The following is a 22,572-nucleotide window of genomic DNA, read 5'->3' on the forward strand; positions in this document are numbered from 1 at the left end:
AAGTTGTAAGGTATGTCAGCGCATAAAAAATAATAACAAAAGAAGAAAAAACGCATAAGCACGAATTGTGATAAAGTTAAATCGAAGAATGACTGAGGGACCTTGATCGCCTTGAGGATACTCGTCACGATTGATTCTCTGGTGATACCCTCTGCCTCTGCCTCATAAGTGATGCCGATTCTGTGACACAATACATCCAAGGCAATGCCCTGATGTCATCAGGGATGACATAAACTCTTCTCCGAATGAATGCCATAGCTTTGGCAGCCAGAGCAAGATTAGTACTTGCCCGCGGTGACCCGCCATAGTGGATCAATGGCTGTAATTTGGGAAGGCCAGCTTAGCACCTGATACATCTCCTCTTGGCGAATACATTGATAATAAGAACTAACTTTCCGGAGTGGAATCTGGATATCGCCCGGCTTTTCAATAATTCACGTGCATGGAGAATCTCTTCCAGTCGTCGCCTGAAACCACGCAGCATATCGATAGAAGAATCCATGTCGCTGGACGATGGTTTGTTCTTCTGTTTTAGTTGGATAATCGATGGTCACCTTTAGCATAAATCGATCCAACTGTGCTTCCCATGGCGGTGGATAAAATCACCTGATCTATCGGATTCACAGTGCCATGACAAGGGAATGGCTCCTGGAAGCAAGATGTTTCCTCTCCGATGGTCACTTGTCGCTCTCCATTGCTTCGGCTGGAGCGCACTTGTACTTTGGCGGGAAGCACGATTTGTTCATCTGCAAGCACAAATTGGCAGATATTGGCCTTTTTTACCGAAGAACGATTCTGGGCGGGTTACAGCATATCATTGTCCCTAATGTCTGGGCAAAAAGATCCGGAGTAAGTGTTCTTTGAAAATTTGCCATGTCGAATTTGCAGTGTCTTGATGGCAAGTGTTTTGGCAGTTTCCAACTGATCTTCTAACAGGACATGACCTTTGTTAACAATCCAATTAGCTACCTCTTAGTCCTGACCCACTGTTACACTAGGCGAGGTGGACTTGGTAAGTCTGGCAATAAATTCGCTACCAGCAACACGGTCATTTAATGCTTCTAACAGTATGTTGCATTGAAGCTTTTTTTAATAATTTATCAAAAGGTAGTAAACCAAATTTAAATATACAAAAGTACGATTATCTGTTGTTTGATTTGCCTTGAATCTCAGAATTAAAACTCATAAATAAAATGCAAACAAATGACTTACTTTTAGCCCTATTAAACATAAAGTCTTATAAACTTTCTAATTAATGCGTGCCCGCTGAAGTCCTAATAACTGAAGGATTTGGTAGAGTTGACGATTGTAACGACAACGTCGGGCTTAGAAGCAGAGGACCGACCTTGAATGAAACTTGGGGCCATCAGGCGCTCCACAGCAATTTGTTTTCGTTTGATTCAGTAAACTACTAGTTAAAAAGTTGAATGAATTTAGGGTGCATTATGGGTTAAATGTAATATTGCAAAATTACGATGAAGACTAATGGTAGCAATGGATTTCTAAATTTTACTTTAGGCCACCAAAACATCAGAGGTCTTGGAGCCTTCCGACGGTGCCCCAAAACAATTTGTTGCCTCAGACTGAGTCTTACCATGTTCTCCAATTCAACTAACAAATGTATTGCTGATATTTGGCGTCGTGGATGTTCGTTTGATTCAGTAAACTACTGCTTAGAAAGTTGAAAATGAATTTAGGCACATTATGGGTTAAATGTATTATTGTAATATTACGATGAAGATAATGGTAGCAATGGATTTCCCATAAATTTACTTCTCCTAACTACCAAAAACATCAGATGTCTTGAGCCATCCGACGGTGCTCCGCAGCTTAATTTGTTTGACGCCATCCGACGGATCTTTACCACCATATTCTCCAATTCAAAAACAATAAATATTGCTGATATTTGGCGTCGATGGATGTTCTCGTTTGATTAAGTAAACTACTGCTTAGAAAGTGAATGAATTTAGGCACATTATGGGTTAAATGTATGTTATTGCAATATTACGATGAAGATAATGGTAGCAATGGATTTCATAAATTTTACTTCTCGGCTACAAAACACTGGTTAGAGTCTGGAGCCATCCGACGGTGCCGCAGCCTTGTTTTACGCCATCCGACCATCTCACCATCATATTTCTCAATTCAAATAACAATGTATGCTGATATTTCGTCGTCGGATGTTTTCGTTTGATTCAGTAAACTACTGCTTAAAAGTTGAATGAATTTAGGTGCATTATGGGTTAAATGTAATATTGCAATATTACGATGAAGATAATGGTAGCAATGGGTTTGCTAAATTTTACTTCTATGCTACCAAAACATCAGAGGTCTTGGAGCCATCCGACGGTGCTCCGCAGCTTAATTTTGTTTACGCCATCCGACGCATCTTCACCATCATATTTCAATTCAAATAACAATGTATGCTGATATTTGCGTCGTCGGATGTTTTCGTTTGATTGAATAAATTATTGCTTAGAAAGTTGAATGAATTTAGGTGCATTTAGGTTTAATTGTAATATTGCAATATTACGATGAAGATAATGGTACCAAAGGGTTTCGTAAATTTTGCTTCTCATAACTACCAAAACGCCAGTTGTCTTGGAGCCATCCGCCGGTACTCCATTGCGCACGCTTGTCTCGCCGTTCGTTTTATTTCTTTATTTGCTCGAAAGCTTCATCAATAGTTTTGCCCTTAAAGTCAAATCCTGTCGCTTTGATCTTTTCGTTCGAGACAAACTGCTTTCTAGGACGACGGCAGACATTTCGCCGAGCATTAACTTAACTGCGAAATTTGGCACACTGCTGGACACAGCCCATTTGGATTGACCGGATAAGCCTTGGCAAATTCCTTGGAATTTACAGGAAGGTCGCCAACCGCATTATATGTTCCTGATATATTGCTTTCTATTCCATGCAAAAACATGTTGGAAAGGTCATCTATCGTTATCCATGACACTGTAAGGTTTCCCACCACCAAAATATGGAGCCATCCTCAAATTAAGTAGAGGGCGATATTGATCGAGAGCGCCTCCTTCTTCCGCCAATACAATGCCTGTTCGAACAAGAACTTTTCTGACAGTGTCTGGAATATTGTCTTGCGCTTTCTCCCATTCAATACATATTTTGCTCAGAAATGTGTCGCCATTTATCTGGTCTGATTCCTTACAGGCATTGGTTCCTGGGCGATCACCATAAATCCCTATGGCTGAGGACCAGATATACATCAGTTTTTATCTTTTCAGTTTTAATTAATTCTGCGATGAAATGGGCAGGAATAAGACGGCTATCTAACAGCTCCTTTTTTCTATCATCTGTCCATTTTTTTTCAGCTATTCCCGCACCACAAAGATTGATGATGGCACGCACATTGAGTTGACCATCTATTTTAATATAGCTTTTTGAAGGATCCCAGTATATAAAATCATTTCTTTCGGATAACTTTTCATTTCTGGATAGTATGATAGGCTCGTATCCAAATCGGGTTAAAAGTTGATAAATATTTTTACCAATAAGTCCGCTTTCTCCGCTAATAGTACTTTTCTACTCATTATTTTAGTTGTTGTGATAAATTCAAATATCAGAAATATATATCTTAGTTGATAATATTATCTGTAAAAATAAATAACACGATGATTGACCTTAATGTTGATAACCTGAAGAATAAGGTTAAAAACTATAATACTGTTTTAGAAAATACAAACAAATACCGGAGATCTGGAATGAAAGCTTAAGGGAGCAGATTAAAACAGATCTGATAGATATATGCAGGGAAGGAGGTTTGAAAATTGAGCTATCTGATTCAGATCAATTCAGCAATCTCAACGCCATCATTTGCACCGGGCAATGTAAGAAGTGGTATTTATGAGACAATGGAACCGGATATTGAAAAACATTTAATCCAGGTTTAATGGCAGTTTGGTATATCAGCAATTGTTCAATGGTAAAATACTTGTCATGATCAATTATCCGATCATTGAAAACTACATGGAGCCGCGTCCACCTAAAACTATTGCTATTTACAGACCTGAAGAGATCAAAACACCTTTCATTTTAAGGCATGTGGAGACGCTGGTATCGGAGATTACGGCTTGGGAAGACTATGACGATGATGAAGAAATATTGCCAACAAAAATTGGTTTTAATCATGCCTTTCCGACAGAAAATTTATCTTCAGACCCACATTTGAATGAAGGAAATGAGTGACATGGTATGGGTAATGGGTAATTAGCTGAATTTTCGACGTTATAAATAAACCCTAAAAAGATTGCGATTACTCAAGGTAAGGTAGAAATTAGAAGTTAGAAGGTAGTTAGTTAGAATGAAACTTCGATGATTGAGTCCAAATGAAACCATTTAAATATTTATAGGAAATCCTTTAGTTAGTAATATGCAGAGATTAGAAAGACTGCCATAATTATGGTAAGTAATCGGTTACCAAAATCGGTATACTTTGATGCAGTTTTAATAGGTATTCTATAAGTTAGTACCACATTGATTTTAATCTTCACTTGTTTCTGACTACTTTATTAAATATCCTTCTTCTTTCTCCCAAAAGCATACGTCACTCCAAAAGAAAAGCCTGGATATGGCTCAATCACAGAATCGTTATAATCATTTGGATTAATGCTTACATTGATCTGGAAATTTCCTTTACAGGCCCTTTCCAAAACGCATTCCATAGAATATTTGGAATATAGATATTCCTTCAACCGTAATTATAGCATCATTGTAATTTCTGTATACAGGAATTTGTTTGCCAAAAGATATCTTTTGGAATTTCAATCCTCCCATCAAACTTACATTGTCAGAATTTCTCCCTACTCCAAATTGTAAACCAAATGAGAATGGATCATATTTGTACTTGAAAATTAAATTATCTGGGTTATATAAATCGACCAATCTTAGGACATTCGATCCATAAGCCAAAGTAAGCATAGATTCAAAATAGCCCTTGCCTGTTTGTCCAAAGTTGTCATAATAGCCAATATTTGCTCTTGCTTTATAACCCTTCAGTCTTCCAACATCCTCTGCAAGATTTAAATCATTGTATTCGGAATTGTCGTCAAACAACTTGTATGAGAAAGCACTTATGCCGGCTCCAAGCAACACATTTTCTGCAGGAGAATATATGACACTTCCATTGATTCCTGCTGTTTTACTATTTACGTCAAATACAAGATTGGTATTACCATCTCCCTTATTCTTTAAGAAGCCCATGTCTATGGCATCATTATGAACATTTCGGACCGTTTGGCAGCTGCTTAAGCCAAATAAAATAAAAAGGAAAAGAGGGAAGACGGAGATTAAACTAATTTTTTTCATAATGCTTGGGTTTTAGATTTATTTCAAAGTTAATTTATTATTTTGAATAATGAAAATCATTTTGTCCGAGTTCTTTTACGAACTCAATTTGATCGCTATAATTATTAATGTCAAATGGCTCACCTGAATTCTCAGTTTTAATATAGGTGCTGCCGGCATTGTAACCAATTCTGAACTTAAATTGTGGATTATTATTTTGATAAGCTATGAGTTTTTTCACATCGGCTAATAAGGGCATATGGAGTAATTCCCGACATTTATTAACAAAAATTTCTCTTTCTTTTGTGCAAGAATAAAGCTTTTTTGTACTCAAAATAAATAGCATCAGTAAATGGAGCGCAACCGCAATCCGTCATTCCTTTGATTTTATTGTAGGTTGCAATTAAATCCGGGGACATTTTTCCCCGCAGTAATTGGTCTTGAAAGACTGAATCCGAATTAAAAGTTGAATCAGATACAACTACGAAAAACATAAATATTGGCTGATACATCGATGGTTGGTACATCGATCCTCCATAGCCCAACGCCTGTTCGGATGGATAGTCGTACTCTAGTATCATTTTTTTCATTTTGGTAGCTATACTATGATATACTAATGCCGCTGAATCAGGCTTTTTAAAATTTACGTACTTTTGAAATTCATCGTAAGTTTCTCGAATAATTTTTCTGACAGGGAAGGGAGCAGGAGCATTATAATTATTTTGAACATAATATATCCAGGTTTCATCATTGATCAAATCCTCATATTTCTTGGCATTCAAAAAACCAAGGAAATTGATCTTCTGCCATCTGTATTATAACACTGACTGCCTCAGGCATCCTCTCAGATTGTAAATAACATTCCAATAAATTCACTCTATCATAATAATCAAGCGGCCGAAATGCCGATGCTTTTACATAACTTTTGATAGCAGCATTTAAATTATTATCAGTAATAAATAATTCTGCCTGATTAATTCTTGTGTAAAAAGAATCCAATGCCGGTGGAAATGGTCCCGGGTCCCAACATTGACACGAGATACTATTCAGGCAAATTAATTGAATTACTATGGACATAATGAATGGATGAATCTTCATTGTACTTATATTAATGATGTGACAAGATAACGAAAATTAATTAATGATTAGGATATGATAAAATGGTAACGCAGCTGATGACATTTTATTCATTTGCTTTATAATTTTTGTTGGATAGTGCCGACCCATTTTTGATCAACTTCCAATTCCCTCATCATCTCATTTATAACAACTTTAATAAATTAAGAGCAAGATTCTCATCTTCGCAACTGTTCGCTGTTCATCTCCTCACCTCTTCACATTCTCACATTCTCACATCTTTACACTATCTTTAAATTTAATTAGAACTCATCAATCAAACCAAAAATAATAATTAACAAATAATAACTAACAACTATCTACACTTCTCTCGACGATACCATTGTTACCATCTCCACTGCTCCGGGCATAGGTGCAATCGGTATTATCCGGCTCAGCGGTCAGAAAGCAATTGAAATAACGGACCTCATATTTAAAGGAAAAAACTAAAGGATCAACCGACTCATACCCTACATTTTGGACATATCATTCATCCTGAAACGGCCATTTTTATTGATGAAGTTGTTGTTTCCATTTATAAAAATCCGGCCAGTTATACCGGGAAGACGTCACTGAGATCAGTGGACATGGTTCGCCGTATATATTGTCACAGATTCTTCAAGCATGTCTGTCAGCAGGTGCACGACTTGCACAACCGGGAGAATTCACTCAGAGGGCATTTCTCCATGGTAAGATGGACCTCGCTCAGGCTGAAGCTGTCGGAGATCTCATCGCTGCCAATACTGCAGCTGCACAGCAAACGGCACTTAATCAATTAAGAGGAGGATTTTCCAAAGATCTGAATGATTTGAGGGATCAATTGATACATTTCGCTGCTATGATCGAATTGGAACTAGACTTTGCAGAAGAAGATGTTGAATTTGCAGATAGGACTCAGTTTCGATTACTCATCGAACAATTAAAAACCTCCACACATAAATTAATCAAGTCATTTTCCCTTGGTAACGCCATCAAGAATGGTATTTCGGTCGCCATCATTGGTCGTCCCAACGCCGGCAAATCAACCTTGCTAAATGCCTTACTCAATGAGGAACGGGCCATCGTAAGCGATATTGCAGGTACTACACGTGATACGATTGAAGAAAGTCTCAACATAGATGGCGTATTATTTCGCCTCATAGATACTGCCGGGATTCGCGAAAGCAAAGGGACACTATCGAAGACTTAGGAATAGAACGTTCCATGTCAAATGCTGAAAAGGCGGATATCATCATTCACCTCATGGACATCAATGACGAGTCGGAGAAAATCTGAAATGGATGGAGCCATATGCTAACAAAACGCTCAGGGTTTACAATAAAATAGACCTGCAGGATGACCCTCCACAATTCGAAGTCCTCAATGCAGAAATACACATAGCTGCCCGAAGTGGCATTGGTATTGACTCTCTCAAGTCAAAATTATGAAAATGCAATTGGCGCTACTATCAATACAGAAGACACCATTGTCACCAATGCCCGGCATCAAGCAGCGCTTATTAAGGTTTCTGAAAGTTTAGATGATATCTCTTTAGGCATGGATTCCGGCATATCCGGAGATCTGCTCGCATTAGATATCCGCAGATGTCTGCATTATTTGGGCGAGATCACCGGCAGGGTGGATGTGGACAGAGATGTGTTGGGGAAGATCTTTAGTAGTTTCTGTATTGGAAAGTAACCATTAAAAACAAACAAATAACAAACTTATAAGAAACAAATAGTAAGCCCTTTAAAATAGGGCTTTTTTTATGCCTAAATGTATAGTTATTATTTGAATGTTATCTGTTTATTTATTATTTATTTGTACCTTAGTTGTACCTTTTGATATTTAAGCCTGTAAAATGGCTTTTTTTGTACCCGAAAAGGACAGAATAAAGCGACAAAACAAGGCATAATGTATTAAATTGATATAAAAGCACATAAATTTTTGGATTGAATGACAAAAGCGAATTTTACAATTATAAGGCAATGCGAGCAATGTAGCAATATGTTTGAATCTCAAAAAAGGACAACCCGATTTTGTAGTGATAAATGCAATTCGCAAAATTATAAAATGAGGAAAAGGCTTGAACTCAAAAGGGATATTGAAAAAATACCCTTTCAAAACCAAAGGTTAAGACCAAAAGTAAAAGCCTTTAGCCTTGAGTTGATTACCGGAAAAGAATATTTGACAGTTACAGAAGTATCAATATTGTTTGGGTGCAGTAAAGACACAGTTTACAGGATGATAAAAGCCGACCAGATCAAAGCAACCAACTTGAGCGAAAAGCTTACAAGAATAAGAAAGAGAGATATTGAAAGCTTATTTGAAACCCCTAAAAAAGAAACAAAGGACATACTCAAAGTAAGTGAATGTTATGAAATGAATCAGATTGTAACAAAATACAGTATTTCAAGACATACAATCTATAATAATGTAAGCAAACACAATATTAAAAGGATAAAGGAAAATGGCATTACTTACTATTCAAAATCAGATATTGACAACTTATTTAATGTATAGAAAATGGCAGTAAAAGTAACATTAAGACAAAAGGCAATTTCAAAGAACCGGCAAAGTTTGTACTTGGATTTTTATCCAGCTATTCCACACCACAAAACAGGCGAACCAACCAGAAGGAATTTTTAGGAATGTATGTTTTGGATAAGTTAAAGAACCCTCTTGATAAGCAGCATAATAAAGAAACCTTACAACGTGCAGAAAAGATAAGACAGAAAAGAGAAGACCAACTAAACAAGCCTGAAATATACACAGGTTACGAAAAAGAACAACTAAGACTTAAACAACAAGGAGAACAGAACTTTGTCACATACTTCAAAGATCTTGCCGACAAACGCAAAGAAAGTAACCTTAAAAATTGGCTTTCAGCTTTCAAATACCTTGAAGCTTTCACCGGAGGCAACTTGAAATTTGCCGACCTCAACGAAAAGAAATGTAATGAATTCAAAGAATATTTACTTACAACCAAAAGCAATAAGAGCAGTAAAACAACCCTTGCGCAAAATTCAGCCGTTTCATATTTCAATAAAGTTAAAGCCGCTTTAAAACAAGCTTATAAAGACGGTTTTTTACAAACAGATCTAAACGCAAAATAGAACCCATAAAACAGGCTGAAACCAGAAGAAATTTTTTAACAATTGAGGAACTAAACAGCCTTGTTAAAACTGAATGCAATAACCTCTAATGAAACGTGCAGCCTTATTTTCAGCCCTCACAGGTTTGAGGTTTTCAGATATTAAAAACCTTATTTGGGGCGAACTGGAATACATTGAGGGAGCGGATACTTTATACAATTCAAACAGCAAAAAACAAAAGGATTGAAGTTATGCCTATATCTGAACAGGCTTACAATTTTCTTGGTGAACAAAAAGAACCAGGCGACAAAGTTTTTGATGGGCTAACATATTCAGCTTATGAGAATAAACATTTATATCAATGGATTGGAGCAGCCGGAATAACTAAGGACATAACTTTTCATTGTTTTCGCCATACATACGCAACCTTGCAATTATCAATGGGAACAGATATTTATACAGTTTCAAAATGTTAGGTCACCGGGAGTTGAAAACAACCCAAGTTTATGCAAAAATCATAGACCGAACAAAGCGTGAAGCAGCTAACAAAATAAAATTAGAAATTTAAAAGCAGATAATGAAAGTTGAAAAAAGAGGCGACAAATACTTTGTAATATTATCAGACGGTGAAGTTGAAATAAGTGAAGAAAGGCTTAAACAAATAGAACAACAGAAAATTGACTTACAAATGATATATTTATGGAAATAAGTAAAAAATTAACTGTTGGTAGAGGTATTACTACTATTACTGAATCAGAGGAAATGAAATTGGATTTACATGTTAAAATTGATCATTTATGCGGTACACTTCAAAAATGTGGAGATCAATTAATTAAAGAAAAGGGCTTTCAGGTTATGATGCATTGATTTAATGATTAGTACTGATATAAATAGATTGAACGTTGATATTGCTAACATTTTCAACGGCATAATATTGATACAAATAAATATTGGTTAAGCAAAATTGAAGGGAATAAGGGAGATTTTTAATACAGCTAAATTAGCAACTCTTGCGAAATCTAAACTCCCGACTACAAAGATAAAACCTGAACTGACCAACAAGCAAATAACTTTCAAAAACACTGGAATCATTGATGACTTACACACTGAATTGAAAGGATTTTTCCTAACAAGCAAGCTGAACTTTTAAAGCCTTACAAGGAGAACAATTAACAGAAATACTTTTTTTTCCACATAACCAAAACAAGTTTGTTGAAGTTTTTAGAAGACTTAAATACAACGGGTTTTTATTGAATAGCGATACAGAAACAAAGGATTGGATATGTTCAACTTTTCAGTTTAAGAAAAAGGGATATCCCGAACCTCAACCATTTAATGCAAGTTCAGTATGGGATAACTTAAACAAGGGTAAGGGTGAACCAACTAAGAAAGAACGTATTTGTATTTCTGATTGGCTGCCCTACAAAAGCCCTTTACAATTGAAACGTGAAGCAGAAAAAGAAAAATTATAAATATTCTATACACCAAACGTACCCCATAAAGTAAATGGGTATTGATTGGGGTATTTGATATCTTGTCTTTTTGTGGTAGTTAAAAAAATTAAAACTATCATAAAATGATAATCGTACAATTAGACAGCGAGCAACTAAGTAAATTAATACAAAGTTCAATTCGCACGGTTTTGAAAGAAACCCAAACCAAAACAGATGAGCCCAACGATCAACAGGAACGTCTTTTAACCATTCGGGAAGCAGCCGATTTTTTGAGCCTTACAGTACCCACAATGTACAGCAAGGTATCTAAAGGCGAACTACCTGTAATGAAGCGGAGCAAACGCCTGTACTTTTCCCGTACTGAATTGTTGGACTATCTGAAAGAAGGGCGTAAAAAGTCAAATGCTGAAATAGAGCAGGAAGCCAAAGCGTATTTGCTGAACAATAAAAAAGGGCTGAACAATGGAAAGTAACCAACTGAACAGCCCTAAAGTCTTTTCGCATAAAGGACAAGGCAAAAGTACGCATTTTCAGGCACAAATGAAAAGGGTATTTACATCACTTTACAGGCAGCCCAAAACTATGTTAATGGTTTCAATTGAAACAGGCATTTTGAGGGCTAATATTTGCCGTTACGTTGCTGAATGGGAAAAAGAAAACCGTATTTGTATAGTACGGAAAGGCATTTGCCCAATTTCAAAACACCGTGCAGGGTTTTACACCACCAACCCCGAATTGTTCCCTATTGTTGAACCTTCAAATACTGTTAAGCTATGATCCTAAACCCCGTATTTGATGACCTCAACAACCCGCCTACTATCTTAAACCACGTTGAGGAAATAAAAAGCAAAAACGATGCAACCCCACACGCTGAAATATTACACCAACTAATTGAAAAGTTTGAGGCGTTGGATTTTGAAGCATTAGCGTTCCCACAGACTGAAAAGTTAAGGGAACAACTGGAAAAAGCAGCAACAGGAAGCGAACAGGCAAAGGATATTCAAAAGCAGTTAGATAAACTAAAATTAAACCTTAAACATTATTTGGTTTTATCAATTGAAAACGCCTTACAGTTCGCTGAAAAAAACCGTTGGGGCTTATGCAAAAACCACGATTTTATTTACCTGTACAACGGTACATTTTGGGCTGAAATTGACAAAGAAACATTCCAAAAGTTTTTAGGCGAAGCAGCCGAACAAATGGGCGTTGCTAAGTTTTCAGCAAGATTTTATCAATTTAGGGAACAGCTATTTAAACAGTTCCTTGCAACGGCATATTTACCCACACCTGAAAGCAATAAAGATACGGTACTGATTAACCTACAAAACGGAACATTTGAAATAAGCCCACAGGGTACGAAATTAAGACCGTTTGACCGTTCGGACTTCATTACCTACCAATTACCATTTGAATACAACCCACAGGCAAAAGCACCATTATTTGAAGCGTATTTAAACAAGGTATTACCCGACCCTGAACGCCAAAGGGTATTAGCTGAATATTTAGGCTTTGTATTCATTAAACACGGGAGCAATGCACTAAAAGAGGAAAAAGCCTTAATACTGTACGGTACTGGAGCAAATGGAAAAAGCGTATTTTTTGAAGTTGTAAACGCCTTATTGGGTAATGATAATGTAAGTAGTTATTCATTACAGAGCCTTACAAATGATAACGGCTATTTCCGGGCGAAGTTGGCTAATAAGTTAGTAAACTATGCAAGTGAAATAAACGGCAAACTTGAAACAAGCCTATTTAAAGCAATGGTTTCAGGCGAACCCGTTGAAGCCGTTTACCTTATGGGCAACCATTCATTTTGAAACAGTACGCAAAACTAATTTTCAACTGTAATGAATTACCAAAAGACGTTGAACATACAAACGCCTATTTCAGACGGTTTTTAATCATTCCTTTTGATGTTACTATACCACCAAAGGAACAGGATAAAAGCCTACATACAAAGATCATTGAAAAAGAACTTTCAGGCGTTTTCAATTGGGTATTGGAAGGGCTTAACAGATTACTGTATCAAAAGAAGTTTTCAGATTGTGAAGCAGCCCAACAAGCCGTTGAGCAATACAAAATTGAAAGTAACAGCGTACAGATGTTTTTGAATGAAAATGAATACAAAGGCAGTTTAACCAATTACAAGTTAATTAAAGACCTGTACCCGGAATATAGAGCCTTTTGTTTTGATGACGGAATGACACCTTTTAAAAAGACCAATTTCATAAAGCATTTACGGGCTTTGAGTTTGGTTGTAGATAGGGTTTCACAAAACCAATTAGCGGTATTTATTGAAGCACCGGGACTAAGTTTTTAACGCAAATAAAAAAGGTTTTTTCAATGAGTAACTTTAATAACTTTAGTAACCAACCCCACCGATACAGTTTAGAAAAAGGCAGTAAAAAGCACCATTGCCCCGACTGTAATAAAAAGACGTTTGTACTTTACATTGATACAGAAACAGGCGACTATTTACCCGAACAGTATGGACGTTGCGACCGTGAAAGTAAATGTTCGTACCACCTCAACCCGTATTTGGACGGGTACGCAAAAGCAATACTGGAACAGGAACTGGAGTTACTTAAGATTTGCCCAAAACAAAAACATTTTCGAAAAAACCAAAACCACAGCCACCACCTGAACCCGTACTTTTTGACTTTGATACATTCAAACAAACATTACAGCCTGAACGATATGAAAAGAACACGTTTATACAGAACCTATTTTACAGGGTACAATTTCCCTTTGAAGTTGATGAGGTTACAAAGGTTATTCAGTTGTACCGATTGGGTACGGTTGCAAATGGTTACAGAGCAGGGGCAAATACTTTTCCTTTTATTGATATAAAGGGCAATGTAAGAGCCGTTCAGGTAAAACAGTTTGACGAACAGAACCACACCACAGGCACGGACTTTTTACACTCAATAATTGAAAAGCACCACACCCGAAACAATAAGCCGTTGCCCGAATGGTTGGAAGCGTACACAAAGCAGGATAAACGAATTTCCTGTTTATTTGGCGAACACCTATTAAGTAAATACCGCAGCAACCCCGTTGCGTTGGTTGAAGCCCCAAAAACAGCCGTTTACGGTACGTTGTATTTTGGTTTGCCTGAAACACCTGAAAGCCTTATTTGGTTGGCAGTTTACAACAAAAGCAGTTTTTCATTTGACAAGCTGAAAGTATTAAAGGGGCGTTTTGTGTATGTATTTCCCGACCTTTCAAAAGACGGTAACACCTTCAAAGAATGGGAAACCAAAGCCAAAGAATACGAAAGCCGTTTACCCGGAACACGTTTTATATTTTCGGACTTACTGGAGCAGTTAGCACCTGAACGGGACAAAAGCGAAGGCAACGACCTTGCAGACTATTTAATAAAACAGGATTGGCGACTATTCAGGAAACGGAACATTCAGGAACAACCACCACAGCCCGAACCCAAAAAAGTTACTAAGGTTACTAAAGTTACTCACCAACAAAACATTTTATTTTCACACGTTACACCATTACCAAAAGAAGAGGCATTCAAAACCGAACGAATTGAACACCCTATAAATGAACAACTCCAAACCTGGAGCAATGATATTGCAGAACTGGAAAATACTTTTCAGAATTAATTTTACCTAAAGAACCAATTTTGCTAAGTCCAGGAGTTACAATTTTTAGAGTAGATACTTTTATAAAAAGCCATTTAGACACGCTAAAAGCAAATGAGGGTAACAAATATTTCTTACCTCATTTAAACAGATTACAGGATCTTAAAAGCATTATTGATAAACTTAGTTAAAATCTACGGTTCGAGCCGTATAAGGATATTTATCTTTTTTCACATCCGTTATTAAAAATTTAAAATAGTAATCGTTCTTAATCCCGTCTATTTCAATAGGTAGAAAAATTCCAACTGTTTTTCCTTTTGCGCTAAGTATTTTATCCACATTTTTCTTTAGCCCCATATCCCAAACAGGCAAAAAATAGTCTAAAGTCCAACCTCCGGATGAACCGCTACTAAAACCTATGTTCTTTATAGGTAGCAAAGCATCGTTTAAAAATGCTTTAGGAGGTATTATAGTTGGTACTTGCGTTTGTTCAGCATTTATGTATTTCGTTTCACTATGAGCAGCTTTGTTTGCTTCATTGAATATAACAAATGAAGACTCATCCCAAATTACAGTTAAAGCTTTATCTGTTAAATTTTCTATTTTAAAATTTATCGATTTTTGTTTGAACATCAAAACTGCAGAAATTGCATTGTCTTCATATTCGTTTTGCTTTCCGGTTGAGTTTTGCAATTCATAACTATAAATGTACTTAGTGCCATTAACAGAACATGATGAAAGGACAACGGATAAAGTTAATAAGTAGAAAAAAGGTTTCATGCTTTCAGATTTTGATTTTGTTAAAAAGATTAGCTAAATTATACAAAGTATGGAATAATGCTTATTAAAATAAGTATATTGCTTTTTCCCTAAAGATTTAGGTCAATACAACGAAAATGATTTTTGAAAATACTTTACAATTAAGCTTATCTAAATTGAAGGAATGGGGATTTCTGAATAAAGGGATAGTCAAAAGTTCAATACTGACTTGGAGGCAGAATGAAGAAATAACAGGAAGCATTAAATTAAGGGCTGACAACCTATCTAATGATTGCCATATCGAAATGGAATATAAAATAGATAGTATAGATAGAAAACAAACCGTTTTTATTGTTTTAAAAGAATCTAACCTTAAGAAAGGTCAAATTATGTATTTTAAGTGTTCTATTAGTGGCAAACTATGCCGGAACCTTTATTTAATAAACGGTTATTTTGTGCACCGTGAAGCATTCTCTGGATGCATTTATGAAAGTCAAGCTAAAAGTAAAACAAAACGTCTTTTCGATAAAATACTCAATCCCTATAAAATTGATGACCTCTATGATAAATTGGAAAGAAAACATTTCAAAAAAACGTATTCAGGAAAACCGACGAAAAAGTATGTGAAACTAACCCAACGTATTCAACAAATTGAAAACAACTTTCTACAGCATTGAAAGGATTTTAAACGGTTAAAAGTTAGTTATTCAAAACCAAATGTACCTTATTTGTACCTTTTTTTCTGAAACGTAAGCATAGCAACGTTAGTTAGTTTTTGTATTGGAAAGTAGCATAAGTAATCGGTAAAGAATTATCACGTGATCGGGTGATAAGGTGATAAGAGCTAGCTTAACTTCGTGATGTTAATTTCATGCGATTATTGACAGTTAATATTTCAATTAAATAAAGTTGCTTTCGGGAATCATTCTAATTTCATATTTCTAACTTCTAATTTTGTAAACTAATCAGTGTCATCAGTGCAATCAATTAAATCCCTGCCTCTGTTGTCAGGCAAGCGTGGTTCATACAAATGTGTATTCGGCAATTGCGAACAGATTGTGTCCCTGTTTATTCTACTTTTATTGCTTAAAAGGCATCACCACCGACTAGATCATCGGCGAGTTCTTGAATAGTTTTGTTCTCAAATAAACAGATTAATTCGTGTTTTATAGTTTTGTATTCGTGATGCATTGGACATGGATTTAGTCCTGAGCATTGTTTGAGGCCCAATACACATTTATCCAGCATCCACTTTCTCTCCCATGGCTTTTAATACTGCCCTTACCGGTAATTTCTTTGCACTTTCTGTTATATAGAATCCACCATTAGGACCGCGCATTGAACTGATGACACAATTGTTTTTGGTAAGTGATTGCATGATCTTAGCCGTAAAGGATTTTGGCGAATCAATAGCTTCTGCAATCATTTCTATCACCAATTTGTTATCTAATGAACTTTTTGGGCTATAAAAATTGTGGCCCTTAAGGCATACTCTGTTGCTTTTGAAAACATAAGATATTTAAACGATTTTTATTAAGCATTATTTTACGATACTCAAGATATGGAAGTAAATGCGCAATGGTGAATTGCTCTCAGAAGCTCAAATATAATGATTTGGTTTAATAATGGAAAAGATAAAAATAATGGGTAACTTTTATATTATAAACCAAATTATCAAAAGAGAAAGTCCGCAATATATTGGAAATCAATCCTAAATCTATCTAAATGAAGAATAACTATAAATATGAATGACTTAAGTTTCGGTAGTATAATTTTTCTTTTGAAGATTTTTTTTAAATTTTAATAAAATGTTAAAAGGTAGATTTTAGATGACTTTCCATCAATCATATGGATATATTTTCTCTTAAACCTTTTAAAGAAAAAATATGGATCAATTGACTAACCTCCATCTAACAAATAATCCCGCAGCTGCAGGACCATCTACCTTGTTTCTTAACTGCCGAAACTTGAGTGAATGATTAAAGTGTTTATTACTTTTCACCATTCAGCATATGAATCTTTAGTTTCATATAACTTTAGGTGGAGTTAGCCTTATATGTTCAGGAAGGTGCTCTTTATCAAATTCCTTATGAAGATTATCAGATTCTCAGCAGTTGGTTCTGCTTCAAAGATGACCAGGTTTTCCGCAGCGGAAATAGTTTTATTATTATTCAGGAAGTCTTGAGATAAAAGTAAATGATGATCCATCTTATTTACTATCAGTTCTGTAACTAGTTTTTTAATATCCTTAAAATCGATCAAAAGGCCCGGTGCAGGAATATAATTTGTATCCTCTTCATCAGAGCATACGGATACATGAAGTTCATAAGAATGGCCATGTATGTCTTTACATGCCCCCGAATAGCCATATATAGCATGAGCCATTTCGAAGTGAAATATTTTAGGAAGTGATAACATTTTCTGTATTGTGTTAGTTGATATTAATCGATCGCAAAAATACCAGAATTTATATCTTCAGCAACTGCTTGTTTTAGAAATTTTTTTTTAAACTGACAGACCACCTGATTTTTAATTAAAGGGAATAAAATAAAGTAAAATCCCGTTATTAAAGACATTCCCGACACAAAAACACGATAAAATATGGCCTCAATTGTAGCATCATCGTTCCAAAAGCCATCTTTCCATCACCCATTTGCCATCTTGCTTTTAGCACTCCTGCTATGATCAAACTGATCCAAAATCAAAAGGAAACATTGGTTGTGTAAAAGCCACGATTTACCCATTTGATACTTTTCGTCATTGGCACACAACTATCTTTCAAAATATCAAATGCAATGGCCAGCAAAGAAAACTATTGATGCCTATTGTAGCACCCATCGTATGCGCTACAGTAATATGAGTGCCGTGTGTATAACATTTATGGCCGGAATAGACATCGCTGGCGAGAATCAATGTTAGAAGATCCAAATATCGGCAGCCATTGGAAACGGTATGCTGTATGATGATAAAGTTTGCGAGCTTCACTTACAGATGATTTCCATTGCCAGATGATCCTTCCTAAAATAAACAACTCCATCATGCTTACTGCATAACTAATATATTTTACAAATGAATGGGTTGGCAAGGTGTAAATGTGATGACCCCAGTTAAACATTAAGTTAAATAATCCTGTAAAATAAAGGATGAAAGCAATTGGTGCATGACTGTATTTTTTACTGCCACTGATTTTTCCATTAGAAAGATGCTACTCCCATAGATCAACATATTCCAGGAGCCAACCATAGAGCCATAGGACTTCCATTGCAATGTCATATCATTTACGATGTTGTTCCTGAAATATGGGAATATCCACAGATATGATTCCATAAAGTGAAGAGAAAAAGAATAATCCGGTTAGCCACATCACACATAGACAGGCAGATTATTCCAGGCTGCCAACTGACTTATAAAATTAAAGATAAAAAGTATCCACCCAATGACTATAGGTAGCGCAAGTAGAGGATGAAATTCCCAGTATTCTCTTCCGCCAAATATACCCAAACAGTAGGACATAAGGATTGCAAGAACTGAAATAATAAAAATGGCGAACTGAACTTTAAGTAATAACGGTGAGAAAATATTTTTTACCTGTATACTGCTTTAAATAGGTCAATACGGAACTTATAGCAGCGAAGATGATCCAGAACACCACGGATGAAACATGCAATGGCCTTACTTTCTCGAAAGATAGATACTGTTTTAAAAATTCGGTGCCAGATATTGCAAGGATCCGGTTAGGCCGAATAGCATACCAATAGCTAACAGTATAAGCCCTGTCAGAATAAATAATTTTGATGTGGTGAGTTTATTATTGGTCAATGGTTCCATCATAGTTAAGTGTAAAAGTTCGGGAGTCTGACTTGCCTGAAGCATCTATATCTTTTAAAAAAGCCAGAGCGAATTGGATTCTGATTGGGATAGATGAAAGACCGGCATGGCACCCGTCCCAGTGGTTAGAAAAGTCTTGATGTATTCTTCACCTCTTTTTGAATATACATTAGTAAGATCCGGTCCCAAGTAGCCTCCTAGGCCATATATCTGATGACAGGCATTACAATTGTAATCCTGCCATATCAATTTGCCTGCATCTTCTTGTTGCTTTGAGGGCTTGTATTTTACCGGCATCACCGTATAAAGGAAGCCCGAATAACTTAAGAAAGCTCCTGATAAAAATAACAGAACAATTTTTTTGATTACGCTGGTAGACATATGAAACATTATTCAAATAATTAAAGACAAAGTTATCTTTTATTATTATCTTCGCACAATTATTTTATTCACTTTGATATCAATTAATGGAAATAAATCTCTAGATAGCCAAGAAATATTGATTTGGAATGAATTCTTATGAATAGGCAAAATATACCTTTTACAATTCAGTATAAATAAGTAATTATGAACAAGACAATTGTAGATTTTTTAAATAATCAGACATGCGCTACTATTTCTTGCATTAGCGACAATGCTCAACCCTATAGTTTTATTTGTTTTTATGTATTTGATGCTGAAGACGGGTTGCTTTATTTTAAATCATCCTGCAACAGATCACATTAAGTTTTTGGAACGAAATCCTATTGTTTCCGGTACCATTTTACCTGATAAAATGAATAAGCTTGTCGTCAAAGGAGTGCAGTTTAATGGCGTCTTTTTAAAAGCAACGGACTCTATGTCACTAAATGCTGATAGAAAATACTATAAAGGAGTGCCAATGGCAATGGCGATGAAAGGAAATGTTTTTACCATAAAGATCAACAGTATTAAAATGATGGATAGCAGTAGGGTTTTTGGGTCAAAAATTCTTTGGGAGAGAGATCTGCCTTTCAGTGAAACAGTTTAAATAAACAATAATTAGAATCTTAACCAAATATAAATCAATGAAAAAAGTAAAAGCATTATTCATTATGATTGTCTTGTTCTTGACAACTTCATCTGTCTACTCTCAGGAGGCAAAATGGCAGCAGATGGAAGATTTTCATGCCGTCATGAGTGTGACGTTTCACCCTGCCGAAGATGATAATCTGCAACCTTTGAAAGAAAAATCCGGTGATCTGCTCAAAACCGCTACTGCATGGCAAAAAGGTCCCGTACCACAAGGATATAATGCAGCCGTGACTAAACCAATTTTAAAGCGATTAGTGAAGCAATGCAATATTATCAACAAGGCTGTGACTGCAGGTAAATCCGATGCTGAATTGAAAAAGTTGATCACCGAAGGACATGACATCTTTCATGAGATAAAAGAAAAGTGTAGTAACATGGGTCATTAATCAATGATCGGAACTAGTATAGTTCTTTGAACCCGATGTTCGAACCTGACGAACTTTGCATCCAAAATCAAAAAGATAAAAGGAGAATATAAATTGCCGTTGAGTAGATTTCCCCTTTTTGAAGGCTGGGGTTTATACATAAGTATTATTTCAAAAAAGGCCATTTCTAGAATATCAATATAATTATTTGATAATTAGCAAAATGACTTTCGGACGCACAAGAACTTAGGTAATCCTAGGCTCAGCCGATTAACACCATATTGAATTTATTTATATAGTAGAAGTCAGTTTAATATTTTTCTCGGTTTCCAAAATATAAAAAGTGTTATTCACACTTCCATGAATGATGCTTTCCTTTTACCTAAAGTTGTCATCTTTAACAGCTCTACCATTTTTATTTTATATGGTTCTGCCCAGCTACTTTTTATACTTTTCATTTAAATATATTTATTGAATAGGTTTTAATTTTGCTGTAAAGTGTCTTAGCGTGGGTGCTTCTTCAGTGATTTGTAATCCTTTGATAGTTGCTTTGTTTTTATACACTTCGATAATCACTTCAGCTACATAATCAATATGGCTTTGGGTGTAAACTCGTCTAGGGATGGCCAATCTTACTAATTCCATTCGGGAAGGAATCAAATTTTGTTCTCATCATATTTACCAAACATAAGCGAACCAATCTCTACAGATCTTATCCCACCTTCGAGAAATAAAGCACCAGCCAATGCCTGTGCGGGGGTATTGAGAAGGCGGAATATGAGGTAGCATTTCCTTAGCGTCTAAATATACGGCATGTCCTCCGGCGGGTTGCATTACCGGCACTCCGGCTTCGATTAATTTTGCAGTGAGGTATTCTATACTTCTGATTCGGTATTGTAGATAATTTTCGTCAAGTACTTCCTCGAGGCCTATTGCTATCGCTTCTAAATCTCTTCCTGCGAGACCTCCATAAGTTGGAAATCCTTCTGTAATGATCAGTAAATTGCGACACTGTAGCGCCAAATCTTCATCATGCATAGCAAGAAAACCACCGATATTAGCGAACGCATCTTTTTCGCACTCATAGTACATCCTTCTGCATAAGAAAAAAGTTCATGAGCTATTTCCTTGACCGTTTTATCGGCATAGCCTTCTTCCCGTTGTTTGATGAACCAACTATTTTCTGCAAATCGACAGGCATCTATAAAAAGTGGAATGTTGTTTTCTTGACAAATATTTTTTACGGTTCTGATATTTTCCATACTCACCGGTTGCCCTCCACCGGAATTATTAGTAACAGTAAGGATGCAGAGGAATATTTTCGGCACCTTTTTCGGCAATGAATGCTTTGAGAGCCTCCGTATCCATATTGCCTTTGAAGGGTGCGGGCACAGAGGGGAGTTTTCCTTCAGCACAAAGAAGATCGACGCCTTCAGCACCTGTCACTTCAATATTGGCGCGAGTAGTGTCAAAAAGAGTATTACTAACAAAGTATTTTCCTTTGCCTCCAAGCACGCTGAACAGGATCTTCTCAGCTGCTCTGCCCTGGTGCGTGGGGATAACCAATGGCATGCCGGTGATATCTTGAATGGTCTTTTCAAATCGGAAAAAACTTGGACTTCCTGCATAAGACTCGTCACCCTGCATGATGCCGGCCCATTGATTGCTACTCCATGGCACTCGTGCCGCTGTCGGTAAGCAAATCAATTAAAACATCTTTGGAGTGAATGTGAAAAAGATTGAAAAGGCTTTTCAAGTATCTGTATTCTTTCTTCTTTGGTATTAAAATAAATGGGTTCGACAGATTTAATCCGGAACGGTTCAATAATAGTATACATACAATATATTAAGTAGTTAATGTCAAAATAAAACTTGATTTAATCTAAATATGGTAAATGTTAGATGGTAGATATGGTATTTAGTTCCTTGATTCATATTCTTCTTAAATAGCAAGAATTCGACTATCGAAACTTAAGTAATTAACTAATAGAATTAATCATTGGAATTAGCATTACACTGG

31 protein-coding genes and 4 pseudogenes are annotated in these 22,572 nt (G+C 36.0%); 18 read left to right on the top strand and 17 right to left on the bottom strand.

Annotated elements, in window-relative coordinates; genetic code table 11:
* Positions 1–124: 124 nt before the first annotated feature.
* From IPI15_RS16750 to IPI15_RS19975, 5 genes are all read right to left on the bottom strand, one after another.
* Complete coding sequence (locus IPI15_RS16750; RefSeq protein WP_287421412.1) at positions 125–316, bottom strand: hypothetical protein; 192 nt, start codon at positions 314–316, stop codon at positions 125–127.
* 215 nt (positions 317–531) lie between these two features.
* Complete coding sequence (locus IPI15_RS16755; protein WP_287421414.1) at positions 532–756, bottom strand: P-loop NTPase family protein; 225 nt, start codon at positions 754–756, stop codon at positions 532–534.
* Between the two features lie 2,020 nt (positions 757–2,776).
* The gene (locus IPI15_RS16760; RefSeq protein WP_287421416.1) at positions 2,777–2,959 is read right to left on the bottom strand and encodes a hypothetical protein; all 183 of its coding nucleotides are present in this window, start codon (positions 2,957–2,959) and stop codon (positions 2,777–2,779) included.
* Positions 2,937–3,227 carry a hypothetical protein gene (locus IPI15_RS16765; RefSeq protein WP_287421418.1) on the bottom strand — a complete coding sequence of 97 codons (291 nt, stop codon included), beginning with the start codon at positions 3,225–3,227 and terminating at the stop codon, positions 2,937–2,939. Before IPI15_RS16765 ends, IPI15_RS16760 begins: the two co-directional genes overlap by 23 nt.
* Positions 3,190–3,534: an NAD-dependent epimerase/dehydratase family protein gene (locus IPI15_RS19975; protein ID WP_353845325.1), complete on the bottom strand. Its 345-nt coding sequence runs from the start codon at positions 3,532–3,534 to the stop codon at positions 3,190–3,192. The genes IPI15_RS16765 and IPI15_RS19975 overlap by 38 nt, the downstream gene beginning before the upstream one ends.
* Positions 3,535–3,957: 423 nt before the next feature.
* Here IPI15_RS19975 and IPI15_RS16770 point away from each other — a divergent pair, with 423 nt between their 5' ends.
* Positions 3,958–4,206: a hypothetical protein gene (locus tag IPI15_RS16770; RefSeq protein WP_287421420.1), complete on the top strand. Its 249-nt coding sequence runs from the start codon at positions 3,958–3,960 to the stop codon at positions 4,204–4,206.
* 447 nt (positions 4,207–4,653) lie between these two features.
* Here the strand turns inward: IPI15_RS16770 and IPI15_RS16775 are convergent, their stop codons facing one another.
* From IPI15_RS16775 to IPI15_RS16790, 4 genes are read right to left on the bottom strand one after another with little or no spacing between them, the layout of a single operon-like run.
* Positions 4,654–5,325: a hypothetical protein gene (locus IPI15_RS16775; RefSeq protein ID WP_287421422.1), complete on the bottom strand. Its 672-nt coding sequence runs from the start codon at positions 5,323–5,325 to the stop codon at positions 4,654–4,656.
* Between the two features lie 37 nt (positions 5,326–5,362).
* On the bottom strand, positions 5,363–5,563 hold the full coding sequence (locus IPI15_RS16780) for a hypothetical protein (protein WP_287421424.1): 201 nt from the start codon (positions 5,561–5,563) through the stop codon (positions 5,363–5,365).
* Positions 5,564–5,585: 22 nt separating this feature from the next.
* The gene (locus IPI15_RS16785) at positions 5,586–6,086 is read right to left on the bottom strand and encodes a hypothetical protein (RefSeq protein ID WP_287421426.1); all 501 of its coding nucleotides are present in this window, start codon (positions 6,084–6,086) and stop codon (positions 5,586–5,588) included.
* Positions 6,067–6,381 carry a tetratricopeptide repeat protein gene (locus IPI15_RS16790; protein ID WP_287421428.1) on the bottom strand — a complete coding sequence of 105 codons (315 nt, stop codon included), beginning with the start codon at positions 6,379–6,381 and terminating at the stop codon, positions 6,067–6,069. The genes IPI15_RS16785 and IPI15_RS16790 overlap by 20 nt, the downstream gene beginning before the upstream one ends.
* Positions 6,382–6,738: 357 nt before the next feature.
* On the opposite strand from IPI15_RS16790, the pseudogene mnmE reads away from it, so the two are divergent.
* The 13 genes and pseudogenes from mnmE (at position 6,739) to IPI15_RS20185 (ending at position 14,738) form a co-directional block, all read left to right on the top strand.
* Positions 6,739–8,097 (top strand): annotated as a pseudogene (gene mnmE, locus IPI15_RS19980) (tRNA uridine-5-carboxymethylaminomethyl(34) synthesis GTPase MnmE).
* Between the two features lie 375 nt (positions 8,098–8,472).
* Positions 8,473–8,922 (top strand): helix-turn-helix transcriptional regulator, encoded by a 450-nt coding sequence (locus IPI15_RS16810; protein ID WP_287421435.1) that lies wholly within the window; start codon positions 8,473–8,475, stop codon positions 8,920–8,922.
* Positions 8,923–8,925: 3 nt separating this feature from the next.
* A pseudogene (locus IPI15_RS20180) lies at positions 8,926–10,062 on the top strand (site-specific integrase).
* A gap of 9 nt (positions 10,063–10,071) precedes the next feature.
* Positions 10,072–10,203, top strand: coding sequence for a hypothetical protein (locus IPI15_RS16830; protein ID WP_287421446.1), 132 nt, complete (start codon positions 10,072–10,074; stop codon positions 10,201–10,203).
* Positions 10,194–10,361 carry a hypothetical protein gene (locus IPI15_RS16835; protein ID WP_287421448.1) on the top strand — a complete coding sequence of 56 codons (168 nt, stop codon included), beginning with the start codon at positions 10,194–10,196 and terminating at the stop codon, positions 10,359–10,361. Before IPI15_RS16830 ends, IPI15_RS16835 begins: the two co-directional genes overlap by 10 nt.
* A gap of 383 nt (positions 10,362–10,744) precedes the next feature.
* Positions 10,745–10,966, top strand: coding sequence for a hypothetical protein (locus IPI15_RS16840; protein WP_287421450.1), 222 nt, complete (start codon positions 10,745–10,747; stop codon positions 10,964–10,966).
* Between the two features lie 104 nt (positions 10,967–11,070).
* On the top strand, positions 11,071–11,421 hold the full coding sequence (locus tag IPI15_RS16845; RefSeq protein ID WP_287421453.1) for a helix-turn-helix domain-containing protein: 351 nt from the start codon (positions 11,071–11,073) through the stop codon (positions 11,419–11,421).
* Positions 11,411–11,725: a hypothetical protein gene (locus IPI15_RS16850; RefSeq protein ID WP_287421455.1), complete on the top strand. Its 315-nt coding sequence runs from the start codon at positions 11,411–11,413 to the stop codon at positions 11,723–11,725. The genes IPI15_RS16845 and IPI15_RS16850 overlap by 11 nt, the downstream gene beginning before the upstream one ends.
* Positions 11,722–12,765 carry a DNA primase family protein gene (locus IPI15_RS16855; RefSeq protein WP_287421458.1) on the top strand — a complete coding sequence of 348 codons (1,044 nt, stop codon included), beginning with the start codon at positions 11,722–11,724 and terminating at the stop codon, positions 12,763–12,765. The genes IPI15_RS16850 and IPI15_RS16855 overlap by 4 nt, the downstream gene beginning before the upstream one ends.
* Entirely contained in the window at positions 12,762–13,268 is a 507-nt protein-coding gene (locus IPI15_RS16860) for a hypothetical protein (RefSeq protein WP_287421460.1), read from the top strand. The genes IPI15_RS16855 and IPI15_RS16860 overlap by 4 nt, the downstream gene beginning before the upstream one ends.
* A gap of 23 nt (positions 13,269–13,291) precedes the next feature.
* Positions 13,292–13,426 (top strand): annotated as a pseudogene (locus tag IPI15_RS19985) (DUF6371 domain-containing protein); the annotation flags it as partial.
* A gap of 113 nt (positions 13,427–13,539) precedes the next feature.
* Positions 13,540–14,568 (top strand): DUF6371 domain-containing protein, encoded by a 1,029-nt coding sequence (locus tag IPI15_RS16865; protein ID WP_287421463.1) that lies wholly within the window; start codon positions 13,540–13,542, stop codon positions 14,566–14,568.
* A 20-nt stretch (positions 14,569–14,588) separates the two neighbouring features.
* Positions 14,589–14,738, top strand: a complete 150-nt coding sequence (locus IPI15_RS20185) for a DUF6965 family protein (protein ID WP_502711654.1) — start codon at positions 14,589–14,591, stop codon at positions 14,736–14,738.
* Here IPI15_RS20185 and IPI15_RS16870 read toward each other — a convergent pair.
* Positions 14,731–15,327, bottom strand: coding sequence for a hypothetical protein (locus IPI15_RS16870; protein WP_287421465.1), 597 nt, complete (start codon positions 15,325–15,327; stop codon positions 14,731–14,733). The genes IPI15_RS20185 and IPI15_RS16870 overlap by 8 nt on opposite strands.
* Before the next feature lie 116 nt (positions 15,328–15,443).
* Between IPI15_RS16870 and IPI15_RS16875 the strand changes: the two genes are divergently transcribed.
* Complete coding sequence (locus tag IPI15_RS16875) at positions 15,444–15,983, top strand: hypothetical protein (protein ID WP_287421467.1); 540 nt, start codon at positions 15,444–15,446, stop codon at positions 15,981–15,983.
* 560 nt (positions 15,984–16,543) lie between these two features.
* Here IPI15_RS16875 and IPI15_RS16880 read toward each other — a convergent pair.
* The 6 genes from IPI15_RS16880 to IPI15_RS16905 all read right to left on the bottom strand — a co-directional run bounded on the left by IPI15_RS16880 (position 16,544) and on the right by IPI15_RS16905 (position 19,515).
* On the bottom strand, positions 16,544–16,741 hold the full coding sequence (locus IPI15_RS16880) for an Rrf2 family transcriptional regulator (protein ID WP_287421469.1): 198 nt from the start codon (positions 16,739–16,741) through the stop codon (positions 16,544–16,546).
* Positions 16,742–17,358: 617 nt separating this feature from the next.
* Positions 17,359–17,724 carry a 6-pyruvoyl trahydropterin synthase family protein gene (locus IPI15_RS16885; RefSeq protein ID WP_287421471.1) on the bottom strand — a complete coding sequence of 122 codons (366 nt, stop codon included), beginning with the start codon at positions 17,722–17,724 and terminating at the stop codon, positions 17,359–17,361.
* Between the two features lie 360 nt (positions 17,725–18,084).
* The gene (locus IPI15_RS16890; RefSeq protein WP_287421473.1) at positions 18,085–18,291 is read right to left on the bottom strand and encodes a hypothetical protein; all 207 of its coding nucleotides are present in this window, start codon (positions 18,289–18,291) and stop codon (positions 18,085–18,087) included.
* 129 nt (positions 18,292–18,420) lie between these two features.
* Entirely contained in the window at positions 18,421–18,633 is a 213-nt protein-coding gene (locus IPI15_RS16895; protein ID WP_287421475.1) for a hypothetical protein, read from the bottom strand.
* A 372-nt stretch (positions 18,634–19,005) separates the two neighbouring features.
* Positions 19,006–19,179 carry a hypothetical protein gene (locus tag IPI15_RS16900; protein WP_287421477.1) on the bottom strand — a complete coding sequence of 58 codons (174 nt, stop codon included), beginning with the start codon at positions 19,177–19,179 and terminating at the stop codon, positions 19,006–19,008.
* Positions 19,180–19,188: 9 nt separating this feature from the next.
* A complete protein-coding gene (locus tag IPI15_RS16905) occupies positions 19,189–19,515 on the bottom strand; it encodes a c-type cytochrome (protein WP_287421479.1) in 327 nt (108 codons plus the stop codon).
* A gap of 186 nt (positions 19,516–19,701) precedes the next feature.
* Between IPI15_RS16905 and IPI15_RS16910 the strand changes: the two genes are divergently transcribed.
* Genes IPI15_RS16910 through IPI15_RS16920 form a run of 3 tightly spaced genes read left to right on the top strand, consistent with a single transcriptional unit; the run spans position 19,702 to position 20,573 of the window.
* A complete protein-coding gene (locus IPI15_RS16910) occupies positions 19,702–19,860 on the top strand; it encodes a hypothetical protein (RefSeq protein ID WP_287421481.1) in 159 nt (52 codons plus the stop codon).
* A 4-nt stretch (positions 19,861–19,864) separates the two neighbouring features.
* Positions 19,865–20,143, top strand: coding sequence for a PNPOx family protein (locus tag IPI15_RS16915; protein ID WP_287421482.1), 279 nt, complete (start codon positions 19,865–19,867; stop codon positions 20,141–20,143).
* Positions 20,144–20,180: 37 nt separating this feature from the next.
* Positions 20,181–20,573, top strand: coding sequence for a hypothetical protein (locus IPI15_RS16920; protein ID WP_287421484.1), 393 nt, complete (start codon positions 20,181–20,183; stop codon positions 20,571–20,573).
* A 447-nt stretch (positions 20,574–21,020) separates the two neighbouring features.
* Here the strand turns inward: IPI15_RS16920 and IPI15_RS19990 are convergent.
* A pseudogene (locus IPI15_RS19990) lies at positions 21,021–22,390 on the bottom strand (tryptophanase).
* Positions 22,391–22,572 lie beyond the last annotated feature (182 nt).

This window comes from Candidatus Brachybacter algidus, from assembly GCF_016707225.1.
Classification (GTDB): Bacteria; Bacteroidota; Bacteroidia; order Chitinophagales; family Saprospiraceae; genus Parvibacillus; species Parvibacillus algidus.